Origin of the sequence: Vibrio aquimaris (assembly GCF_009363415.1) — a bacterium.
GTDB classification, from domain to species: Bacteria; Pseudomonadota; Gammaproteobacteria; order Enterobacterales; family Vibrionaceae; genus Vibrio; species Vibrio aquimaris.
This window is the reverse complement of the sequence record NZ_CP045351.1, coordinates 1,207,399-1,229,062: the sequence shown is the minus strand read 5'-3', so window position 1 is coordinate 1,229,062 and position 21,664 is coordinate 1,207,399. Positions and strand designations below refer to the sequence as shown.

The window sequence follows — 21,664 nt, the reverse complement described above, 5'->3', positions numbered from 1 at the left end:
TTCTATTTACATGAGAATGAACAAGGATAAGTACCATGTTACCTAGACTCTCTGCATTATTGCTTTTTTGCGTCTCTTTTTCGGCTTTCAGTATCGATTTCCCCTATCGAGGCGACTATTCCGATGTGAAGACCATAGAACTCGCTGACTTAAAACAATCGATGGACACACTCAACATTGTTGATGTCCGCTCAAAACTTGAATTTGATGTACTGCATATAGATGGTGCCAAACATATTACCCTTGCCAACAAAGGCTTTGAGAATAAAGTTAAAGATTTGTCTAAAGATGGCAAAACCATCGCGTTTTACTGTAACGGCATCACATGCAAAAAGTCGTACAAAGCGGCACAGCGAGCAATGAAAGCAGGCGTCAGTAATGTCGTTGCCTATGATGCCGGTATTTTTCTTTGGGCATCAGACTACCCCGCAAACAGTGTGTTGTTGGGTAAGGTTATGCAAGACAGCTCACAGTTGATCAGTAAAGAAGACTTCAACGCGCGCGTTTTGGCTCCAAAAGAGTTTGAAGCCATGTTAGGCGATGCCAATGTGGTGATTGTCGATGTGCGAGACCCAAACCAGAGGGAAAAACAACTTTTCAAAGGTAAGCCTGTGCGTAACGTTCCCGTCGAGCGGTTTGAGACCTTTTTAAAACAGCAGAAACCTTCCACCAAGATCATGGTATTTGATGCGGTGGGAAAACAAGTACAGTGGCTTCAATATATCCTCGATGGACAAAATTACACCAACTATCAGTTTTTGAAAGGCGGTGTCGAAGGGTACATGAAGAGTCAGTAACTGTGATTAATTCAAATCAATAAGGGACCACTGCCTTAGCGGTCCCTTCTCACTCTGTGTAAGTATTAAACGTTATTTGAGCTGAGCGTTCTTTTCAGCACCATTGCCCTAGAGTCAGTCTCAAATTTATCCCTACTTGGCATTAGCGTCTTTCTATCCGTCAGGCTATCTACCACGGATTGATGACCAAGGCTCTTCTCCCCTTTAGTTAAAGTAATAGAGTACACATGATCAGGCGTGGCACTTGCTTTTGTTACGCTCGCAGCTTCAAAACCAGCTTTTGTAGCCATGTCGAGCAGTTTTTCTTTTGAGAAGTACTCAGACGGAGTTTGCTCGTTCATATAGGTGTTGTAACAATCAAGTAGCTTCTCTTTGGATATATTTGGATCGTTATCCATTTCCGAATAGAGTTCAGTGACCGCATGCATTAGATCAATCTCATGTTCGCTGAGCGCGCTATTGTGCTCTGAAATCGTAACCACACCACTGTTATCAAGCATATCAGATAACTGTTTTAAGCTGTTTTGCTGGGCAACCGAATTAGGAAAATGATGCAAGGAATGCTGATACATAGCGACATCAAAAGAGGTGCCATCCGTTAGAGGGTTTTTAGATTTTTCTCCCGAGACCGAACCCGTATTTATGTCTGTACCATTGTAATAAATCGTTTTAACGGGCGCGTTTTTCCCGGCATCGGGAAGCGCTACAGATCGACTGTTTTGATCCCAAGATGTCTCCGTTTGAACTTCTAGAACATAAGGTTCAACTGACTTGCCCGTTAAATCACCTAAGTGCTTAGCAACAAAATGGGTCAGCTTACCGTCATTGCCACCAATATCGACCATTCTAAGCGATGCTTTGTCACCACCAAGATTAGGATTGGCTGCGATTATCATCTTGGCGATATCCATCCCTTTATTACTCAGGTGTTGATTTGGATCGCCACCAGATGATACCCGTGACTCATTCGGAATCCTTAGATACCAATCATGAATGCAGTCAATAAATTTTTTATTTGTTATCTTTCCCTGATGATTAGAGCAAATGTTCTCTAGTCGCGTCATTAAGTCGGCCTTATCGGCTTGGCGAATCGCCCCGAACTCATTATCTGAGTGATAAGTCATCGCATACATAAAGTCCTTATTCCGACCTATATTAGTGACATGCTGTTTTAACAGGTCGCCGATAAAAGTAGGGCTTCTTGTCTCAATTTTGGTTGAAGAAGAGTTAACAGATGATTGAGCCTGAGCAGACGAGTGTGCAGTATTTAAATTTACAGTATTCATATCCAAACCATATGGGGTAAACGGGATATACAGAAGAGCATCTATCAAAATTAATTTCTATTGCAAAACGGCTTAACTATATAAATTTCAAAAGGATTCCAAAAAGAGCGCAGTGACGAAAATACGCGAAGTAGCCTGAGAAAAAATAGTATGGCTTATCACGGTATTATTATGCTCCAGATTAAGAAACTCACTTCTTTTCAACAAATTACAAGTTAATTAATAATTTGATATAAAAGGGTTTCGGTCATAAAGTGAGGAGTTAAACAAATAGAGAAGAAACAACTTAAAGGAGATTAATCATATGAATCATATCGTCAATAACTGCCATTTATTGGATGATTTTTCGACATTAGTGCTGTACTTCGACGCGTAGTAAAAAGGTCAACGAACCTAAAATGGGGTTAGAAAAGGGGCCGAAGCCCCTAAAATTAGTTGGATGGTTAGTTTGGATTATCGAGCGATTTTTCCAGTGGATAAGGCGCGAGTACTTTAGTTGGCTGGTTCTCAATCCAATCTTTGAGCCATTTTTTGCGTTTGGCTTTGTCGTACTTCTTCCATGTTTCAGCCGCCGATTTATCTACACCTTCCTCAGATGACTCTTTTTCAACCAGCCAAGGCATGTTCTCAAAGTAGTTACCAGCCAAGGCTGTATCGCCACGTAAAGAAGGAATAGATATCACCAAATCTCGGTTTTTATCGTAGTCTTCTCCGCCTGCTAACCCTACTTGTTTAAGGTGCGCTACCGACAGCTCAAGATTGTATTTTCCACCAATCACTTTACCAAAAGGTCTAAGGCCTTTGAGGTTAACCCCCGTTGGGGAGATATAGCCAAGCTCAAAGCGCATACAATACACCGCATACTCCTTAGCGCGAGATAGGTCATTGTCTGTCTTGAGGTTTTTCACCGCTTGGTCCAAAAATCCTCGCATTAGGCTCATATCGCTGAGTGTATCGGCGCGCTCTGCCTCATTAAAGGCCCAATGACCAGCATCCCGTTTGAACTCACCAACATGATGCATTTGGGTATAATAAATTGGCCCTTTAGCCATATCGCCTTCATTACCATCTAGCCCTAACTGCATACACATATTGACCGATTGCCAATCCAGCTTTGGAATGTCTTTGGCTATGTTTTCACCCAACAACAGCATATAAATCGCCGCTGGGTCTTGTTTACCCCTATTTCCCCAGCTAAACCCATCGCGATGAATATTATCAGCCGAGTCATACCATTTACGTTGATTAAAAAAGTTCAATCCAGAGGCTTTGGTCTCAATCGCCACTACCTGCTGCTTAATACCACTCAGAACAGGAACGGTATTCTTATTGCCTTCTTCGCTGCGCAAGGTAAAGCTCTCTATTAAGACGTCTTTTTCACGCAGTTGTAAATAGTGCTCACCCACACTGGTTTTGAGCAGCACTGATTTGGTCTCGGTTAGCACACCGACCTGAAGTTCATCTTCATCACGGCTCTCTTGGCCTTCGACAAACTCAATAGGGAGATGAAACCCACTCTTGCCATCTTTTTGCCTGACTGCCAGAGAATAACGCATATTTCTAAAACCACCGGACTCAACATAACGGGTAAAAGAATCGGTTTGACCATAATTATAGTTGGCGTTGTAGCCACGAGCATCAGCAGAAGCTACCATACCAATTAGCGTATCGGTTAAGAGCAATCTCGCTTTTGAGGTAATGGGTTTTAACCCGTCGATCATCACTTCACCAAAGCGATACGAAGGAATATGTTCGATGGCAATCAGTGTGCCATCATCATCCAACCCCTGCTTGGCATAATAGGCTTTGATGTCACCATTTAGGTCATGCTTAAACTCACTGACTTTCATCGGTAGCATCCAATCGCTAAACGCTGGGCCTTGGATATTGTACCCATCCACTCTGTCACAACCAATTGTCACTGTGCGCGGCGAGTCATACTGTTTTTTCAGTATTATCTGCACTTTGACTTTATCATATGGGCCAACATATTCGTTGTCAGCTTGGCTAATCCAGTCTTGGTAAGCCAGCCACTTGGGTTTATCTTGTGGCGTTTTGCGCGCCGATTGAATCAAAATCCGGCAGAAACCAATCGCTTCTTGTTTAAGCTCATACACCTGCGGGTTAAACGACTTAGCAAAGTTATCAAACATGGATTCTTGCGGATGATCGTAAAGCGAGGTTTGCACAGGAAACACGCGGTTAAAGGCGCCTGTTGCTTCGGGCACGGTTTGCTTGGGGATATAACTGTAAGGGTAATAACCGACTGCCGACTCTCTTCGCCTTGGCAGTGGCGCATACATGCTGCCTTCGGGCATATTCTTTTCTATGTCCGCGTAGTATTCATCATCACAGCGGTTTTTCCAGTCCGCGGCTAAGGTCGTGCCTTTAATGGTGTTTACAGACCAGTGGTCACTGAGTATGTATTGCTCAATGTACTGCTTGACTTTGTATCGCTCGACCAAGTGTTTAAAATTGCCATCTGAGCGATGTTTGGCCCGCATACCTAAATCTGCTAGTAATAAGATCAAACCGTTCATGGCGAGCGCTCGAAGCTGGTAACGCTTGAGCAACTCTTTTTGCGCCTCTTCGCTGTCTAAAAAGTCGACGAGGTCTTTATAGCTGTGGAAGGTTTGCTCTAGTTTTGTATTGGTGTTACGAAGCTCCGCCAACAGCTCAAGATGAATCTTAGATAAGCGCTCTAACTCACGCACCAGATCATGCTTTTGGTTGAGTTCGGTTAAAAAAGAGTCCAGAAAGGCATTATCAATACATTTAACCGCCGAAATAAGCGCTTTACCGCTCTCCTTGGCAAGTAATACCCCGCGCGCGACTGGAGCAATCACAGGAATGTACGACGCCACATCGACAATGCCTTCGAAAATAGCCATTCGCAGCTCCACTTCGGCTTTGTCTTCATTGGTCATGGTTGTTTCAAGAGCTAGACGCGAGCGTTCCATAGCCTGCGAGCCATAACGACTGGGGTGAAATAACACATCCAGCGACGGCAAATACATTCGTATCTCCACTCGGCGGTTTTGGCGCAGATTGGGGTTATTACGATCGACAGTTTCGCCTTTTTTCGGTATGTAGAGGGGTTTACTTTCACCAAATACCGCCAAAGAAATCTTGTCTTTAAATACCTCTGAACATTCGAGGAGCAATTGCTTGGCGTAGTTAGCCCGCTCCGCTGCGACCTTCATATTGATTTCTTCGGTATCCACCTGACAGGCATGGCCTTCAATTTCGACTCGTAAGTTGGTTTCGCTTTTTAGCACCTCAGCCAGCGCAGTGGCTAACTGGCGAAAGACCGGTTCGTTCTGCTCAAGCTCACTCTCACGTGAATTAAAGCTAAACTCAATTTTAATCCCTGCACCGCGCTCGTTATTGACCATGGTCGCGGTGATCTCATCGCCCGCGTCGGCTCTGGCTTTTTCTAGCGCTTGTTCAATACCTTGTTGCTGACTTTCTCGGCTGGTGTTCCAAACTGGAATTTTGTCCAGATAGTCATAAGCAACCTCACCTATGCTCTGTTTGGCTTTTTGCGCTTTTTTGGCCATTGCCAAAACGGCTTTCCCTTTGGTGTACAGATCGATGCCGCTACTGATGGTGCCTACCCCAGTTAAACCCAGCGTTGCTCCGCCGCTAAACCAAGCTTGTGCCACGCGCCCTGCCACTACCCTATGATTACCAAGCCTTGCTTCCATGGCGGTCGATACAGCGGTGGCGAGCGCGGTTTGGCGATCAAACACCTTAGCGGTAAACAGCGCTTTCCAGCCAAGATTCGCCAGCGTTGGGTTATGCAAATTCTTCAATTGCTGATACGCGTCTGCCGTGCTGTATAGTCCATAATACAGCTCACCAGCCGCTTTCATTACTTCTGGCATATCCGATTTCACCGCGTCCCAATACAGTTTGGAAATATTATTAAATACCGCTTGTCTGCCGTCTGTGTTTAGGGTTTGTTGCAAACTGCCACTCATTAGCCCTGCACCAAGCTGCGCTGAGGCGTCGCGAATGTTTTTCAGTAGTACTAAGCTTCTGGCCGCTGGGGTGGTGGCCGCGTTACCTTCAGGGTTGCCGGTCAGGTAGTGCTTCATCTCACTAAAGTACTGCGGGTATTGATACATCAGCGACTCTTCGAGCGAAATCATATCCCCGCTGACAATAGCAAACTGGCCCAATGGCGTTTGTGGCGAAAAGGTGATTTTTTCACGCAGTTCGTAGGTGAAGATGGTATCGGCACCATCTTCATAACTTTCAATATTTGCTTGTTGAATAAAATCCGGTACTTCAGCTTTCATATTGCTAGGAATAAACTCTACACGAATACTGTATAAGCCTTGTTCAAATTCAGCCGGATCAAGATGAAATAACGCACATGGGTATTGCTGGGCATCCTCTTGATCTATATTTTTAGGCAGAGCGGCTTGTACGCTATCACCAACTTGTACATAGTCGCCGACCTCAGTGCCGTCTTGCTCTGTGACCTGAAACTTATATAAACTCACTGTTGCATCTACATACCCTTTGTCAGAAAACACTACAGCACAGCTGGCCACCACAGGTACAACAAAGCCTTGAATCGGCTTTTTGGCCTCGCTGACCTTTTGATGCCAGTCATTATAGGTTTGCTGGTCCGGCGTTAGTTGGCCGCTGGCATCAGGCTGATAAGGCGGGGCAAGCTGAGCGGGACTAATGTCCGTTAAGGTCAGCTCAGCTTGGCTATTTTCCAGTTTGCCACTAAGCTGAGCAATTTTATCACTGAGTTCTTTTTCGCTTAAATCGGCCAATGACGCCATCAGTGGCAAAGGCGGAAAGCGAAAGGTGTATTTTTGGATGTGACTTTTATCATCGTGAGAAAGGGCAATGCTCGAACCAAGGGTATGAATTGGGGATTCTGGCTTTAGCGCCTCAAACACGCCGCCTTCAGCGGGCTGACCACTGTTGAGTTTGCTCAGAGTAAAATCCTGTCCAGCCGCCCAAAGCTGAGGCTTATCACTATCGGTAATATTAATCAATGGCACCCGAGCCAAAGGGCGCACATTGGTAATCTCTTGATTATCGATTAAGCTCGTTTGCGCGTGCCAGTTTGGAAAAGTCTTTTCATTGGTTTCACTATCTACTTCTGCTGTGAAGTAAACGCCAAATAAATAATACTCAGCATCTAGTGGAATAGCATTGGTTAAGGAAGCTTGACTCATAACGTTTCTCCCTTAACAAAGTCGCCATTATTGGCAAAGGCATTATAAAGCGATGATCCCGTCGCACTATGCCCTGTACCAATTTGCTTCCATTTCTGATAGGTAATCAGTTCCTTATCTTGTGATAGCTTACTCATCAGCGCCCTAGCCGCACCTTCACGGATGTAGTTAGCATCTTTACCGAGAATCTCAAAATAGCGTAGCTTACCCATAGCTCGCGGAATAATTTCTTCTGATTGAAACGTTTTATTTTCTACATCAATTAAATAACGGCGTTTACGGGTTTCAGCCCATACATATCGACCTGCAGGGCTAATGCTTCTTTTACGAAATTCGTAATCTTGAAGATTATCTTTATCAGGATCAACTCCAACCCCAAATAGAAACTTATCTTTGGCTTCATCATATACCGCCACACCAAACTCATTGGCCACCACACGCTTGCCATTATAGATGGTTGAATATTCATTAAACTTGGTCTCGACTTGCTGCTTTTCGCCGCTGCTTAGGGTGTATTTCCAGTCTTTAAATTTATCCACATAGTAGAGATAGCTGCTGTCTTCGGCCCATAAAAACTCGGGGTAACCACGCGAGCGGCCAAGCTCGATATACTCACCAGTTTTAAGATCTTTTATTACCTTAAACATGCCTTCTTCGGCGGAATAGGCCAGCGCTAAATAGCGATTATTGGGTGACATACGCATTAAAGTCACTCGACCAACAAACTCATCGGCCACCAAGCGAAGGTCGGTGCCATCGGTTTTAATGCTCCACACTTTATCGCGCTGGTCATAGTGATCTTCTGCTTCATTACGGGCATTATCCCAGCGAAACACCACACGCGGCAAATCGTACGAGTCTTTATTATTGAGATCTTCTCGCGGCCATTCTTTGGCTTTAAACACAAAATGGCGCGGCTTACCTGTGTCTTTATCGTAAATCACATAGTTATGCTCTGTGATGTACACGCGGCCATCTTCCCATTGCTGGGCATTTTTTGCCGCAGTCTTCTCTTCAACCGTAAGCGGCTTTTGCTCTTTGACCACTTCGGCCTGCTCGCTAGGCTCTGTGTCTTGACCATTGCACCCTGCCAGCAAAGCCAACGCAAGCAAGGTTAAGATTGAATGCTTTTTCATAGTCTTCTCTTTATTGTTTTTCACGCGCGCAGCTCGCTGCCCACAGGTAATTTATCGACAAGTCGCCGCTTATTGGGGTTGATAGGCCAATAACTCACGCAACTTTTTATCGCGGAAAATAACGGTTTGATTGTCGCGTTGATGACGGCTATGACCGAGATAGCCTCTAACTAAGTCGACATTTTTCACCTCAGCAGGCCAGCCGGAAAACTGAATATATCGAACCGCTTGTTCATTGCGTGGGCAGTCTCTTAAATAGGTACGCTGACACCAATCCCCTTCGGTCTCTCGCAGCTCAAAATAATCGTCCGACTCATCCAACGTAGGATGACTAGGATAGGCAAAGTTTAATGCGCTCACTGGTCCATTGATATACACGCCAGCGATATTTTTCTCTAGCTGGCTAGCGATCACAGCATAGTCAAGTACTTGATCTTGTGAGATATCGGGCAGCGCTAATGCACGCGCAACGCCTTGCTTGGTTTTAAAGCTTTGCGCATTAGAATAGTTATCCCAGTCTGTAATTTCTGTCGCTTGACTTGGGTCTGATTCCAATGCGGAGAGTTGCTGATTACTAAGCTGGCTGGCGCTGTAATAAACAAAAACACTTTGCACCTCACCCAAGATTTTATAAGGTAGCCAAATATGCGGCATAGGCCTTCCTGAAGCCTCACGAAGTGTTGAATTCGCGCCTTTAAAGGGACTGAGTTTTGTTGCAACTGTCACCACCACCTGTGGGTCAAAATCAGTTATAATAACGTCAACTTCTTCTTCAATGAGGTTAAAGACCCGAGCTTCACCAACATCGTTTAACATCCCCTCACATACCACTTTTCCATTTTGAACAATCTGATAAGGCTCATAGGAATATAGGCTGCCTGTTTCTGGATCGGTGATGCAAATATCGGCGTGACGTGTAGGCTTAGTACTTTGCGGCTCTGTGGCACGGTAGTACTCAACATCGATATCAGCATAATAACCTTTCTCTGTTATCTGCAATTCTCGCCATACTTTTTGCTGCCAAAGCACATAAATATAACCGTGCATATGTCTTGCTGCGGCCTGCTCGGATTTTTCGGCATTGTTAAAATACATTGGCACCACGGGTACTAATACATTGTCCCACTCTGGCATCTCTTGCTTTTCGTCCACCGGCATCAGGTTTTCTGCCAGCAAGAGATTCATCGGCTGCGATTGGTTTAACAGCGGAATCGACAAATACAGATTTTTCGCTTCATCTTCCAGCCCCTTAAAAGTGACAAGGCCACGGTGTTTGGCATTAACATCTGGCTTTGGATAACTAATTTTTTCTTTCTGGGCTTCTGTTTTCGTCAGTAGCAAGCTGGCCGAATTTCTGGGCCATTGGCCAGCAAACTCGACCACGATTTTTTTGTCTGGCGCAGGTTCAACTGGGTTAAAAACCAGATTTCGTGCCAAGGGTACATCGTCGGTTACCATGGAATAATTGGCTTTCACCACTTTCTTTTCTGGCTGAGCGGAAAGTTTATCCATTCGCGCCTTTAACGCAGGGTAGGCCTGAAGCTGGGTAGTTGAAAGTGGACTCTTGCGAGGAAACGACGACACGGCAACCCAATCAGCACGAACAAGACGCTGTTTAATGGCTGCAAGTAATCGGTGGATGTCTTTTTTCGCCGACTGAGGAAGACTTTCAGACAGAGGCTTGGGAAGCTGTCTGACCACGTCTTGAAGATTGCGCGTACGCGAAAGTTGCCCGATGCATTCATCCGGCGACAGGATATAGTCTAACACGTCCCTAGAAAGTGTATTTCCCGGAACAAATTTGCAAGTTAATTGCATTTTAGTTCTCCGCAACCATTAATGTTTTTTGATTACGGTAACAAGTTACCCCAAAGGGGTTAATTACGATTTGGCGACAGCTATTGTACGTATAATTGAGATATTTGCAACCTAATCAAGCTAACATAATTACCACTAAACTCTGAAAAATATACCGTACAGCGAGATAAAAAAAGACGCGATGAAATATCGCGTCAAAGTATCAACTACATTTTCAGATACTAAAAACAGATAGTCATGACCACCTGTGCAGGATAGCACCCTCGGGTGCAGCGCTACTATACAAACTGGCGCCAATAATGCAACGTGGCGAAATTTATGCTTCAGACTTCACTTTGACAGGTATATTTCACTGTCTTACTAGGTATTTGATCTTGTTGGTAAGTAAACAGCACGTTTTAATATTCATTTCGCTCATTAATCAATATCGGTATAAAGAAAATATCAATAAGTTTTGTTGTCTTAGTTCAAATAATTGAATGCAAGAAAAGACAAAACAAACATTATCTTGAGGTTCTTACTGTAATGCTTGAAAGTAGCACCCGCGCATTCACTTCATAGTCACTGTTTCACAGATGCAACAAGATACGCTTTTATATATGTGCATTCATTGGAGGCTCACCACAAAATACAGTTTTCATCGCCAGGCACTTTCACTATAAGAAAATACTTTTTTACTATGAAGTTATTCATTTTGAAACATGACTGAATAAAAAGTTAGAGTTTTAATCGGAAAACCAATCAAAACTCACTAATCTAGATAACCCTACCTAATACACCAAGCCTAAATTTTCTCTAGATTTCCCAATTTAAAGCTCTATGATTGACAAAAAATTAAAATAGCATTCCTATGTATCCAACGTCTATTCAGCAAAAAAGCTATAAAGACTTTCTGTCTTTTTGGCATTTAACCCTTATTCCTTTGGCACTATGTGCCATCATCGAAGTCATACCATTTGGAGAAAACGATACCGATCATTTTGAATCTAAGGAAATGGCAGTAGAAACCGTTCCGTCTCCTAAGGAAGCTTTAGCTCCTTTACCTGCACCTATAAAACCTGACATCTTTAGCGGCTCTGTTGAATATTCTTTTTATGGTTCTGCTCTGGCATCCGGCGCCTCACCGGATACCATAGGTTATTTAACTTCTTTGGCATCAGGTAAGTTTGATTTTATCCGTTCAGTTTCTCGCTCAGGTAAGTTTGCATTTAAGATCGACGATCAAAATCAGTTAGAAGCTTTTTTGTATCAAGACAATCAGCATATGTTTTATGTTTACAGCGACGACAAAGGGGCTCTTTTTAGCTCTGATGGAGAGCACTTTTATAAAGACAAGCTGCTGCTTTCCCCCGTGTCACGTCGGTTTAGAGTAAGTTCGCCGTTTAACCCTGCTCGTCGACATCCCATTACTCATAAGGTCACGTCTCATCTGGGTACGGATTATGCCGTCCCTGTTGGCACGCCTGTAGTCAGTATTTCATCTGGACGCGTGGTGGTTTCACGCTACCATCCACTAGCCGGTAACTATGTTGTCATACTCCACCCAGATGGTTTAAGAACTCGCTACCTTCATTTATCCAAACGTTTCGTTCAGCGAGGAGACAATGTGAATCAAGGACAAAAGATAGGAACTAGCGGTAATACAGGACGCACCACAGGTGCACATCTGCATTTTGAGCTTTGGAAAGACGGTCGGCCGATAGATTTTGAGAAAAAAAGGACCTTCGCAGAAAAAATAGCCGTAGAACAGATATCCGCTCAAACTGCCGACGCAAAAATGGCCTTACAGCGACTGGCTCTTCAGATCGCGAAATAATCACCTAACCTCATAAATTCATACTTTAGTGGCAAGACTGAACTTTTTGAACATTCTTGCCTCTTTAATATGTAGACAACAAAAATAAACATTCATAAAATGCCTAATTAAAGGCTTTTAAATTGAATTAAACTATATACTTAAGCATATAATTTGCATTTGTATCAAATTACTTGGAGCGGTACCAAATATTCTGTCATCTAATTTTACTCTCCTCTCAAGATTATGTAGCGTCAACCCGAGCACTTAATTAGCTTTGAAAAATAAGCATATTGGAGGTTAAAGGAATGAACAGGAAAACAGCTTTAGCGTTAAGTATTCTCTCTGCATTTTCATTAGGCAGTAGTCAAGCCATCGCTAGTGATGGTCAACAGCTGGTCGATCAAGATGGCAATGTGTTAGTTGGATATTGGCATAACTGGTGTGAGGGTGATGGTTATAAAGGTGGTAACGCACCTTGTGTAGAACTCGCCGACGTAGATCCGCAATACAATGTGGTTAATGTATCTTTTATGAAGGTCTATGATACGGCCGCAGGTCACATTCCAACTTTTCATCTAGACCCCGATATAGGTTTGTCTGAGGAAGAGTTCAAGGCTCAGATTGCCGAGCTCAATGCTCAAGGAAGAAGTGTTCAGCTTGCGCTTGGCGGCGCCGACGCACATATTGAGCTTCACAGCGGAGACGAGCAGGCGCTTGCTGATGAAATAATTCGCCTAGTGGATACCTACGGATTTGATGGGCTGGACATTGACCTAGAGCAAGCTGCAATTAGCGCAGCGGATAACCAAACTGTCATTCCAGCAGCCCTTCGCCAGGTGAAAGATCACTACAGGGACCAAGGACATAACTTTATGATCACCATGGCTCCTGAGTTTCCATATTTACAACTGGCAAGGGGAGATTACATCCCTTATTTGAACGGTTTGGATGGTTATTATGATTTTATTAACCCTCAATTCTATAACCAAGCTGGTGATGGCGTTTGGGTCCCTGAAGTAGGCGATTCAGGCACTTGGGTGCCACAAAATTATAAAGATCAAGACGTATTCATCTACTACATTGCCGATAGTATTATTAATGGTACTCGTGGCTATACCAAGATCCCACATGAAAAGCTGGTATTTGGCATTCCAGCCAACCCAGATGCGGCCGGAAGTGGCTTCGTTAGTAACCCTAATGATATATACAAGTCCTTAGACAGTTTAAGAGAGCAAGGGCAACCATTGCGCGGCATTATGACTTGGTCAATCAACTGGGATATGGGAACCAATAGCGGCGGCCAGCAATACGATGAGCAGTTTGTCAAAGACTATGGTCCTTATGTTCATGGTCAAACCCCTCCTCCAACGGATGGCAAACCTTCTATCAGTGGTATTGGTGATGATCGTACTCCATTTGGTAGTAGCTACGACAAAATGGCAGGCGTGAGCGCAACAGATGCAGAAGATGGTGATTTAACCGGAGATATTGTCGTCAGTGGCGAGGTAAATACTAACAGAGTCGGTGCGTATCCTCTCACCTACTCGGTGACTGATTCAGACAGCAACACCACGGAAGAGGTCAGACAAGTTACGGTATACAACACTGCTCCAGTGATAAACGGCATAAACAATGAAACCATCTTGGTCAACTCAGACTTTGACCCAATGGAAGGCGTGAGTGCGACAGATGCAGAAGATGGCGACATCAGTAATTCTGCCATTCAGGTATCAGGACAGGTTAACACTGAGATTGTTGGGCAATACACCCTCACTTATCAGGTCACCGATGCGGCGGGAGAAACGACAACCAATGATCGCATCATCACTGTCACTGATGAAGAAACTGGAAGTGGGACATGGGATCCAGAAGCCATTTATAATACTGGGGATCAAGTGTTATACAATGGCGTAAATTACACCGCCCAATGGTGGACACAAGGCGACGAGCCAGGAACGAGTGCGGTATGGCAAGCTGAAGATGATGGTCAAATTCACGAATGGAGCTCAACACAGACCTACACGACCGACGATCTTGTAACTTATCATGGGCAGACTTATCGTGCTAAATGGTGGTCACAAGGCAATGTGCCTACTGATGGCGATCCTTGGACACTAAACTAATTAGGGTTGGACGCTAAACCAGTCTAGTAACTGAAATAAAAGAAGCGATATTTTACGGGGAATAAAATCATCGCTTCTTTGATTAATTACGATTAATTACTTCTCATTAAAATGGAAGATAAGGGTTAAAAAATAGAAGACTACTCTTGTTCAAAAGTAATTTTGTTTACGACGCTTAGCTCGCTTTGGTGATAACCATACTGTTGAAGTAGTGGTTTAAGGTCGATGCTAAACTCTTGAACCCAAGGGATCATGTGGCAATCAATAAGCATATCTTTAATCGCTAATTGAACACTATTATCAGCGCTCATAGAAAACTCAACATCCGTTGGTGCGGCACAGGCAAAGCTCGCTTTAGAAGTCAATACACCGTCGGCACTAATACTAACACCACCATAAAGAAGCTCATTTGGGCTATATCTATCTTCTGCTAATGCGCTATTAGACGCGAATAATGTTAAAGCTAACGTTGATAATATTAATTTTTTCATACTACTACCTATAATTATGTTGTTTAAAAAGCCATCAGGCATATTCAAAGTATTTAATTAGGCAATACATTACAAGCGCAAATAATTAAGTAGTTGACATTTCCTCCAAAAATAAACACCACTAAAAATATATATAACATTAAATAAATTAATCATTTAAAAACAATTACTTAGATTAAACATTTTAATAAATATAACCATTTATTAAAATACATATCATTTTCAATGAACCAATATCTAATTTTTATATAAAAAGTATAAATAATGGATAATAAATAGTTTTGCTAATTAAATTTATAATGTACTAATGTTAGTTATTGACTAATAATAGATATAATTATTTATTAGCAATATTATTAAAAAATGAAAATAGACTAAGCTTTGATTATTGGAACAGTTATCCACTCATCATAGCAAATTATCTAAAGCAGCAAACTAAAGATAATAGGTAGCTTCCAACATAAAATGATGGTTAGAGGGACAGGATATGATGACAAACAAGTACTTTGCGTTAGTCACCCACCCAAAGAAAGACAAAAATATAGATACACTAAGAGCATCAAAGCGCGAAGAAAAGCGTCAAGCTCTAGTAAAAGAAGCACAGCAAAGAGGGGGCTTTCAAACACCATTTTGATAGTGAAGTTATAACACTTTCTGAGCTTTTAATCTTCGATATACCGTATTACGGCTTACTCCTAATTCACGAGCCACCTTGCTGATGTTACCTTCATTAGCAACGTACACATCTTCGATCGTTTTATTGAGGGTTGCTTTCAACTGCGTACTAATACGTTCCCTATCATTCGTTTTGCTAAAACGGCGTTTCCACTGCATCGGCAAATGAGTGATATCAACAACATGGTTTCCATCTGCCATAACGGTTACCACTCTAATAAAATTATCCAGCTCACGTAAGTTACCCGGCCAAGAGTAATGGATTAGATGCTTAAATAAATCTGGCGAGATGGTTTGAGAGTGATTGCGATACTTTTCATGAATAGATTTTATTAACTCGGCTTTGTCTTTACGGTTTCTAAGCACCGGAAGCTCAACGGCCATGCCATTGAGGCGATAATAGAGATCTTGGCGAAAACGCCCTTTAGCTACTAACCGCTCTAAGTCTTGATGAGTGGCCGCTATCACTTCAATGTCCACTTTGTACGAGCGTACAGAGCCAAGTGGAGTGATGGTTTTATCCTGCAGTACTGAAAGTAATCGGCACTGAGCCTGCATGGACATCTCACCGATTTCATCAAGGAATAATATACCCTTCTCAGCGAGTCTTATCCGGCCACAATACCCTCTTGGATGCGCACCTGTAAACGAGCCTGGTGCATAACCAAATAATTCAGATTCGATTAAATCATTGGGTAATGCCGCGCAATTGACTGCCACTAAAGGTTTATGACGACGAGAACTATACTGATGAAGCGCTTTGACAAACTCTCCCTTACCGACTCCCGTCTCTCCCAACACCAGTAAATGAATACCAGAATCCATGACTTTAGACGCATGCTGCCAGGCTAGCTCAACCTCAGGATCGCCATAGTGAAGGACAAGTGAAGCGTTTAGAATATCGAGTTTTTTAGCTGGCGGTGAGGCTAGCCAAGAGTCCATCTGTAATATTTGTTGTTCCATAACTGTTCCATAATTGAACATTGTACCTGCTCCAAATTGGCACAGTTAACAATGAAATCATCCTTGCTTACACTCAGGTTTTTCTTTGTCTAGATTCCTGAGAGCCCAGCTACTCTAGCTTCACACGAGATTGACAACAAGCTTGCAGCATTTGGCCTGTGATTTGCGTTGTGTTGCATCGCAAATAATGAGTTAACACTCCATTTGAATAATAAATAAGGACATTTTTATGATTTATTCACAACCCAGTAGCGCTGATTCTGTTGTTAAATTCAAAACTCACTATGATAATTTTATCGGTGGTGAGTGGGTTAGCCCCCAATCCGGAGAGTACTTCGACAATATCTCCCCTGTTAATGGTCAAACATATTGTCAGGTCGCCCGTTCAAATGAGCTTGATGTTGAGCTAGCACTAGACGCCGCTCATAAAGCTAAAGCACCTTGGGCAGCGACCAGTGTCAGTGAACGTGCCAATGTGCTACTCAAGATTGCTGATCGAATAGAAAACAATTTAGAAATGCTTGCAGTGGCTGAAACATGGGAAAATGGTAAGCCCATCCGCGAGACCTTAGCTGCAGACCTACCACTGGTTGTTGATCATTTTCGTTATTTTGCCGGCTGCATCCGCGCTCAGGAAGGTAGCGCAGCTGAACTTGACGTTAATACCGCAAGCTACCACTTCCCTGAGCCAGTTGGCGTGGTAGGGCAAATCATTCCGTGGAATTTTCCTATGCTGATGGCCGCTTGGAAACTGGCGCCGGCTCTAGCCGCTGGTTGCTGCGTGGTTCTCAAACCTGCCGAACAGACCCCAACATCAATTCTAGTTTTAATGGAAGTGATAGGCGATCTTATTCCAGCAGGTGTAGTCAACGTAGTAAACGGATACGGTAGAGAAGCAGGCCAAGCATTAGCAACCAGTCATCGTATCGCTAAACTCGCCTTTACTGGTTCAACTGATGTCGGACAACACATCCTAAAATGTGCGGCAGACAGCTTGATCCCTTCAACCGTGGAACTCGGTGGTAAATCACCCAATATCTATTTCCCTGATATCTTTGACCATGAAGATGAATACTTGGAAAAGTGTATTGAGGGAACATTGCTGGCCTTCTTCAACCAAGGTGAAGTCTGTACTTGCCCCTCTCGTGTGCTAGTGCATGAGTCTATATACGACCGGTTTGTTGAAAAAGTGGCTGAGCGAGCGAAGAGCATAGTTCAAGGTAATCCTCTAGATACTAACACCCAAGTTGGCGCTCAAGCTTCCCAAGAGCAATTCGACAAAATATTGAGCTATCTCGATATTGGTCGCCAAGAAGGCGCTGAGGTTGTGTTTGGCGGTGAAGTCGCTCAACAATCAGGTGACATTGGTTCAGGCTACTACATCCAGCCGACTTTGCTTGCAGGCCACAACAAAATGCGTGTCTTCCAAGAAGAGATTTTTGGTCCAGTCATTGCTATCACCAAATTTAAAGATGAAGAAGATGCCTTAGCGATTGCCAACGATACTGAATATGGACTCGGCGCGGGTGTGTGGACTCGTGATACCAATCTTGCTTATCGCATGGGCAGAAAAATTGAGGCTGGTCGTATCTGGATCAATTGCTATCACGCCTACCCTGCGCATGCCGCATTTGGCGGGTACAAAAAGTCAGGCATTGGTCGCGAAACTCACAAGATGATGCTTGATCATTATCAGAACACTAAGAATCTGCTAGTAAGTTATGATGTAAGTCCCATGGGCTTTTTCTAAACTCTTCTAAGCGCCTGCGGGCGCTTTTTTACTTTTGTATTTCAAGCGCGATATCTCGCCAATCCTTCAGCTCTTCGCGATAATGAGCCGTTTGCTTGTCTGAAATTGAATTGATGATTTTTACCAAATATTGATGAGCAGTAGCCCTATTATGAGCTATTTTCTGCTGCAGCTCTTTGCTGTAGAAACTGGTTGGATTAAACATCAATTGCTCAAAATGAGGATCAAAATAACTATCGTCTGAGCGGTTGCTTAGTAACTGGTTTATCTCGATACGCATTTTGGTCTGGTGGTCTATCCAATCATAAGAGGTGACATAAAGCTCAGAGGTCCAGTCTGCTATCCATTGTTTTTGCTCTGAAGTTAATGGCCCTAACCAGTCCTGTATGTTATCGGTGAGCCTTTCTTGATAGTTTCCTCTAATTTCCGATTCTGACAGCTTCTGATATTTGCGTTTGTAGCGAGTGTGGCGGACTCTGATACTGTCCATGAGTTCTTCTACTTGTTGATCTGAAAGCTTTTTAGCCAATATGGAAATATCTGGTGCAATGTGACGAAGTAACCTTTGTGTATGTGCCTTAAGTTCGGTTTCTTGCCGCTGTATGTTAGCCAAGGTTACTTTTTTGGGGTCAAGTGCTATCAGCTGATTTAAATGTTGGATATAGCGCGGAAGCTCTTGCTGTTTATGCCACTCGGTCACGCTGTCGAGTTTATCACTGATCAAAGCTTCTTGTTCTGTGGTTAACCCAACAAAATCATCAAGATATTCTATCAATAGCCAGTCGAGATTGTTGTAAACAAACTTAGTACCACAGCCTGTTAGAAGTAAGCTCAGTACAACTAATCCCCACTTTTTCATCGCCCATCCCTCTCTCTACGTCATACGGTATTATAGCCGCCTCGTTGCCGCTATTAATGTCCTCTTTCAGATACGAGCAAATTAAGTGCCAGGCTCAAACTTATCAGCAACTTTTTGACAGATATAGCTTCCAATAGGGATTGAGGAAGTTGCCGCTGGACTGGGCGCATTGCACACGTGTAAGCTGCGAATACTCTCAGCAAACAAAAAGTCATGGACTAAGGTGCCATCTGTCAACACAGCTTGAGCGCGAATTCCTACTGGATACGGTTTTAAATCCTTAAGCGATAATGAGGGGCAATATTTCTGGACTTGTTTAAGGTAAGCAGGCTTCCACCAAGAGTTATAGAGTTCGACTAAGCCAGTTTTATAGTGTTTACGGGACACTCGCCAGAAGCCCTTGTAACTAAGCATTTGCATCGTGTCACGCACACTAAAGTTCACTCTAGAGTAACCTTCTCGTTTCCAACCTTGAACCGCATTAGGTCCGACAGTGACGCTGCCATTAATCATCTTGGTCAAGTGAACGCCTAAAAAGGGTAAGTCTGGATCAGGCACCGGATAGATAAGGTGATTGACAATCTGGTTATGCGCTGCATCCAGTTGATAGTATTCACCACGATAAGGGATGATCTGAAAATTGGTTTCTATGCCAAGCATGGCTGTCAATCTGTCCGCCATTAGGCCAGAGCAAGTAATCAAATACCGAGTATTCAATTGCATGCTCTGACCTTGGCGCATGCAAGTCAGCTGGATCTCATGCTCAAACTCCTGCCCAGATAATACTTCAGTCAATAAGCTAATTTCCCCGCCTAGGTCAGTAAAGTCTTTAACCATGGCGCGAGTCACCTTAGTGTAATCAACAATACTGGTTTGCTTAACATGAAGAGCGCCAAGGCCTGTGATATTAGGTTCTGCGAGTTTAAGTTGGTACTGATCAAGCCGCTCAACATCAATGCCATTTTGTTGGCAGCGTTCAAAAAGTGCCTGCATTCTTTCAAGCTCGATCTGGGAGGTCGCGACAATCAACTTGCCGCAATTTTCGACAGGAATATTGTGTTGATCACAAAACGCGATAGTGTCTGCTGCACCTTGCTTACAAAACTTTGCCTTTAGGCTATTTGGTGGATAATAAACTCCTGCATGTATAACACCACTATTGTGCCCCGTCTGATGCTGTGCAAAGTCTTGTTCTTTTTCGAGCAACAAAATGCGTTTATTGGGGTATTTCTTTTTGAGTTGCCACGCTGTTGATGCACCGATAATACCGCCACCAACGATAATGTAATCATGCATGATGCCCGTTTCCCACTACCACTATCAGAGTAGTTATTTTATGAGGAAACTGTATTCAATTCGTGTATCGGGAACACACTCAGTGCAAGGTTTTATGACAAGCTGATATTAAATGATGGAATTGTGACTTAAAGCATTACAAAAAATGACAAAAACAAAAAAGAGGAGCGAATGCTCCTCTTTCTCTTAATCCTAATCACTGTCTCTGATTAAAGAGCAGCTTTCGCTTTTTCAACAAGTACTGTGAAAGCAGATTTGTCGAATACCGCGATATCAGCAAGGATCTTACGGTCGATCTCGATAGATGCTTTCTTAAGGCCGTTGATGAAACGGCTGTAAGATAGACCATTTTGACGAGATGCCGCATTGATACGTGCAATCCATAGTTGACGGAATTGACGCTTCTTGTTGCGACGGTCACGGTATGCGTATTGACCAGCTTTAGTAACTGCTTGGAAAGCTACGCGGTAAACACGTGAACGTGCACCGTAGTAACCTTTAGCTTGTTTTAGAACTTTCTTATGACGTGCACGAGCTTGTACACCACGTTTTACGCGAGGCATTATGCTTCTCCTAAACTAAACGATAAATAAACTAAAAAGAATTAAGCGTATGGCATCATACGAACAACTGCAGCCACTTCACATTTAGGAAGGATTGCGTTTGGACGTAGTTGACGCTTGTTCTTAGTAGTACGCTTAGTCAGGATGTGACGTTTAGTAGCGTGCTTGTACTTAATACCACCAGCAGTTTTCTTGAAACGCTTAGCAGCACCTTTGTTGGTTTTCATCTTAGGCATGATGAATAACTCCGCATTGTAGTAGTTTAAACAACATGTAATCAGGGCGAATAAAACCCTGTCACTAAAATCTAATCAGAGAAAGTGACAGGGTTTATTACTTGTAAGCCGCTAATTACTTCTTCTTAGGGGCAAGCACCATGATCATCTGACGGCCTTCAATCTTCTTAGGGAAAGATTCAACAACAGCCAATTCGACTGTATCTTCCTTAAGACGATTTAGAACATCAACACCGATGTCTTGGTGTGCCATTTCTCGGCCACGGAAGCGAATAGTTACTTTCACTTTGTTGCCTTCTTCAAGGAAACGCGTCAGGTTGCGTAGTTTTACCTGATAGTCTCCAATATCAGTTCCAGGACGGAATTTCACTTCCTTAATCTGGATCTGCTTTTGCTTCTTCTTCTGCTCTTTTGCAGCTTTGCTCTTCTCAAAGAGGAATTTACCATAGTCCATCACACGACAGACAGGTGGCTCAGCATTTGGACTGATTTCTACAAGGTCCATACCAGCTTCTTCAGCTGCAGCAACCGCTTCTTGGATCGATACGATACCAACTGATTCGCCGTCAGCGCCTGTGAGTCGAACCTCACGTACGCCTCGGATTTCACCGTTTAAACGATGAGCATTTTGTTTGGCCGGTTGTTGGCCGCGTCTTCCGCCTTTAATAG

Annotated in this window: 16 protein-coding genes; 5 read left to right on the top strand and 11 right to left on the bottom strand. The window is 43.4% G+C overall.

Annotated features, from left to right (window positions below; genetic code table 11):
• The first annotated feature begins 35 nt into the window (after positions 1-35).
• Positions 36-797 carry a rhodanese-like domain-containing protein gene (locus tag FIV01_RS19880; RefSeq protein WP_152432672.1) on the top strand — a complete coding sequence of 254 codons (762 nt, stop codon included), beginning with the start codon at positions 36-38 and terminating at the stop codon, positions 795-797.
• Positions 798-862: 65 nt separating this feature from the next.
• Here the strand turns inward: FIV01_RS19880 and FIV01_RS19875 are convergent, their stop codons facing one another.
• The 4 genes from FIV01_RS19875 to FIV01_RS19860 form a co-directional block, all read right to left on the bottom strand.
• Positions 863-2,083: a methyltransferase domain-containing protein gene (locus FIV01_RS19875; protein WP_152432671.1), complete on the bottom strand. Its 1,221-nt coding sequence runs from the start codon at positions 2,081-2,083 to the stop codon at positions 863-865.
• 443 nt (positions 2,084-2,526) lie between these two features.
• Positions 2,527-7,287, bottom strand: a complete 4,761-nt coding sequence (locus FIV01_RS19870; protein ID WP_152432670.1) for an OmpA family protein — start codon at positions 7,285-7,287, stop codon at positions 2,527-2,529.
• Positions 7,284-8,423: a beta-propeller domain-containing protein gene (locus FIV01_RS19865; RefSeq protein WP_152432669.1), complete on the bottom strand. Its 1,140-nt coding sequence runs from the start codon at positions 8,421-8,423 to the stop codon at positions 7,284-7,286. Before FIV01_RS19865 ends, FIV01_RS19870 begins: the two co-directional genes overlap by 4 nt.
• A gap of 69 nt (positions 8,424-8,492) precedes the next feature.
• Complete coding sequence (locus tag FIV01_RS19860) at positions 8,493-10,241, bottom strand: hypothetical protein (protein ID WP_152432668.1); 1,749 nt, start codon at positions 10,239-10,241, stop codon at positions 8,493-8,495.
• Between the two features lie 850 nt (positions 10,242-11,091).
• Here FIV01_RS19860 and FIV01_RS19855 point away from each other — a divergent pair.
• Positions 11,092-12,057: a peptidoglycan DD-metalloendopeptidase family protein gene (locus FIV01_RS19855; protein WP_152432667.1), complete on the top strand. Its 966-nt coding sequence runs from the start codon at positions 11,092-11,094 to the stop codon at positions 12,055-12,057.
• Between the two features lie 287 nt (positions 12,058-12,344).
• Positions 12,345-14,162: an immunoglobulin-like domain-containing protein gene (locus FIV01_RS19850; RefSeq protein WP_152432666.1), complete on the top strand. Its 1,818-nt coding sequence runs from the start codon at positions 12,345-12,347 to the stop codon at positions 14,160-14,162.
• Between the two features lie 140 nt (positions 14,163-14,302).
• Here the strand turns inward: FIV01_RS19850 and FIV01_RS19845 are convergent, their stop codons facing one another.
• Positions 14,303-14,653 (bottom strand): hypothetical protein, encoded by a 351-nt coding sequence (locus tag FIV01_RS19845; protein ID WP_152432665.1) that lies wholly within the window; start codon positions 14,651-14,653, stop codon positions 14,303-14,305.
• A 487-nt stretch (positions 14,654-15,140) separates the two neighbouring features.
• On the opposite strand from FIV01_RS19845, the gene FIV01_RS20655 reads away from it, so the two are divergent.
• Positions 15,141-15,287, top strand: coding sequence for a hypothetical protein (locus FIV01_RS20655; protein ID WP_172971885.1), 147 nt, complete (start codon positions 15,141-15,143; stop codon positions 15,285-15,287).
• A gap of 8 nt (positions 15,288-15,295) precedes the next feature.
• On the opposite strand, the gene FIV01_RS19840 is transcribed toward FIV01_RS20655, so the two are convergent.
• A complete protein-coding gene (locus FIV01_RS19840) occupies positions 15,296-16,291 on the bottom strand; it encodes a sigma-54-dependent Fis family transcriptional regulator (protein ID WP_246210499.1) in 996 nt (331 codons plus the stop codon).
• Between the two features lie 229 nt (positions 16,292-16,520).
• Here FIV01_RS19840 and exaC point away from each other — a divergent pair, with 229 nt between their 5' ends.
• Positions 16,521-18,041, top strand: a complete 1,521-nt coding sequence (gene exaC / locus FIV01_RS19835; protein ID WP_152432663.1) for an acetaldehyde dehydrogenase ExaC — start codon at positions 16,521-16,523, stop codon at positions 18,039-18,041.
• 28 nt (positions 18,042-18,069) lie between these two features.
• Here exaC and FIV01_RS19830 read toward each other — a convergent pair whose 3' ends face one another.
• The 5 genes from FIV01_RS19830 to infC all read right to left on the bottom strand — a co-directional run bounded on the left by FIV01_RS19830 (position 18,070) and on the right by infC (position 21,662).
• Entirely contained in the window at positions 18,070-18,900 is an 831-nt protein-coding gene (locus tag FIV01_RS19830) for a DUF6279 family lipoprotein (protein WP_152432662.1), read from the bottom strand.
• Positions 18,901-18,981: 81 nt separating this feature from the next.
• On the bottom strand, positions 18,982-20,196 hold the full coding sequence (gene lhgO / locus FIV01_RS19825; RefSeq protein WP_152432661.1) for an L-2-hydroxyglutarate oxidase: 1,215 nt from the start codon (positions 20,194-20,196) through the stop codon (positions 18,982-18,984).
• 209 nt (positions 20,197-20,405) lie between these two features.
• Entirely contained in the window at positions 20,406-20,759 is a 354-nt protein-coding gene (gene rplT, locus FIV01_RS19820) for a 50S ribosomal protein L20 (protein WP_114783752.1), read from the bottom strand.
• Between the two features lie 41 nt (positions 20,760-20,800).
• Positions 20,801-20,995: a 50S ribosomal protein L35 gene (gene rpmI, locus FIV01_RS19815; protein ID WP_004401085.1), complete on the bottom strand. Its 195-nt coding sequence runs from the start codon at positions 20,993-20,995 to the stop codon at positions 20,801-20,803.
• A gap of 115 nt (positions 20,996-21,110) precedes the next feature.
• Positions 21,111-21,662, bottom strand: a complete 552-nt coding sequence (infC, locus tag FIV01_RS19810; RefSeq protein ID WP_114783754.1) for a translation initiation factor IF-3 — start codon at positions 21,660-21,662, stop codon at positions 21,111-21,113.
• Between the last annotated feature and the right edge of the window lie 2 nt (positions 21,663-21,664).

Coding starts and splice junctions, on each gene's coding strand:
- FIV01_RS19880 (WP_152432672.1), top strand. CDS start 36: ATGTTACCTAGACTCTCTGCATTATTGCTTTTTTGCGTCTCTTTTTCG.
- FIV01_RS19875 (WP_152432671.1), bottom strand. CDS start 2,083: ATGAATACTGTAAATTTAAATACTGCACACTCGTCTGCTCAGGCTCAA.
- FIV01_RS19870 (WP_152432670.1), bottom strand. CDS start 7,287: ATGAGTCAAGCTTCCTTAACCAATGCTATTCCACTAGATGCTGAGTAT.
- FIV01_RS19865 (WP_152432669.1), bottom strand. CDS start 8,423: ATGAAAAAGCATTCAATCTTAACCTTGCTTGCGTTGGCTTTGCTGGCA.
- FIV01_RS19860 (WP_152432668.1), bottom strand. CDS start 10,241: ATGCAATTAACTTGCAAATTTGTTCCGGGAAATACACTTTCTAGGGAC.
- FIV01_RS19855 (WP_152432667.1), top strand. CDS start 11,092: ATGTATCCAACGTCTATTCAGCAAAAAAGCTATAAAGACTTTCTGTCT.
- FIV01_RS19850 (WP_152432666.1), top strand. CDS start 12,345: ATGAACAGGAAAACAGCTTTAGCGTTAAGTATTCTCTCTGCATTTTCA.
- FIV01_RS19845 (WP_152432665.1), bottom strand. CDS start 14,653: ATGAAAAAATTAATATTATCAACGTTAGCTTTAACATTATTCGCGTCT.
- FIV01_RS20655 (WP_172971885.1), top strand. CDS start 15,141: ATGATGACAAACAAGTACTTTGCGTTAGTCACCCACCCAAAGAAAGAC.
- FIV01_RS19840 (WP_246210499.1), bottom strand. CDS start 16,291: ATGGAACAACAAATATTACAGATGGACTCTTGGCTAGCCTCACCGCCA.
- exaC (WP_152432663.1), top strand. CDS start 16,521: ATGATTTATTCACAACCCAGTAGCGCTGATTCTGTTGTTAAATTCAAA.
- FIV01_RS19830 (WP_152432662.1), bottom strand. CDS start 18,900: ATGAAAAAGTGGGGATTAGTTGTACTGAGCTTACTTCTAACAGGCTGT.
- lhgO (WP_152432661.1), bottom strand. CDS start 20,196: ATGCATGATTACATTATCGTTGGTGGCGGTATTATCGGTGCATCAACA.
- rplT (WP_114783752.1), bottom strand. CDS start 20,759: ATGCCTCGCGTAAAACGTGGTGTACAAGCTCGTGCACGTCATAAGAAA.
- rpmI (WP_004401085.1), bottom strand. CDS start 20,995: ATGCCTAAGATGAAAACCAACAAAGGTGCTGCTAAGCGTTTCAAGAAA.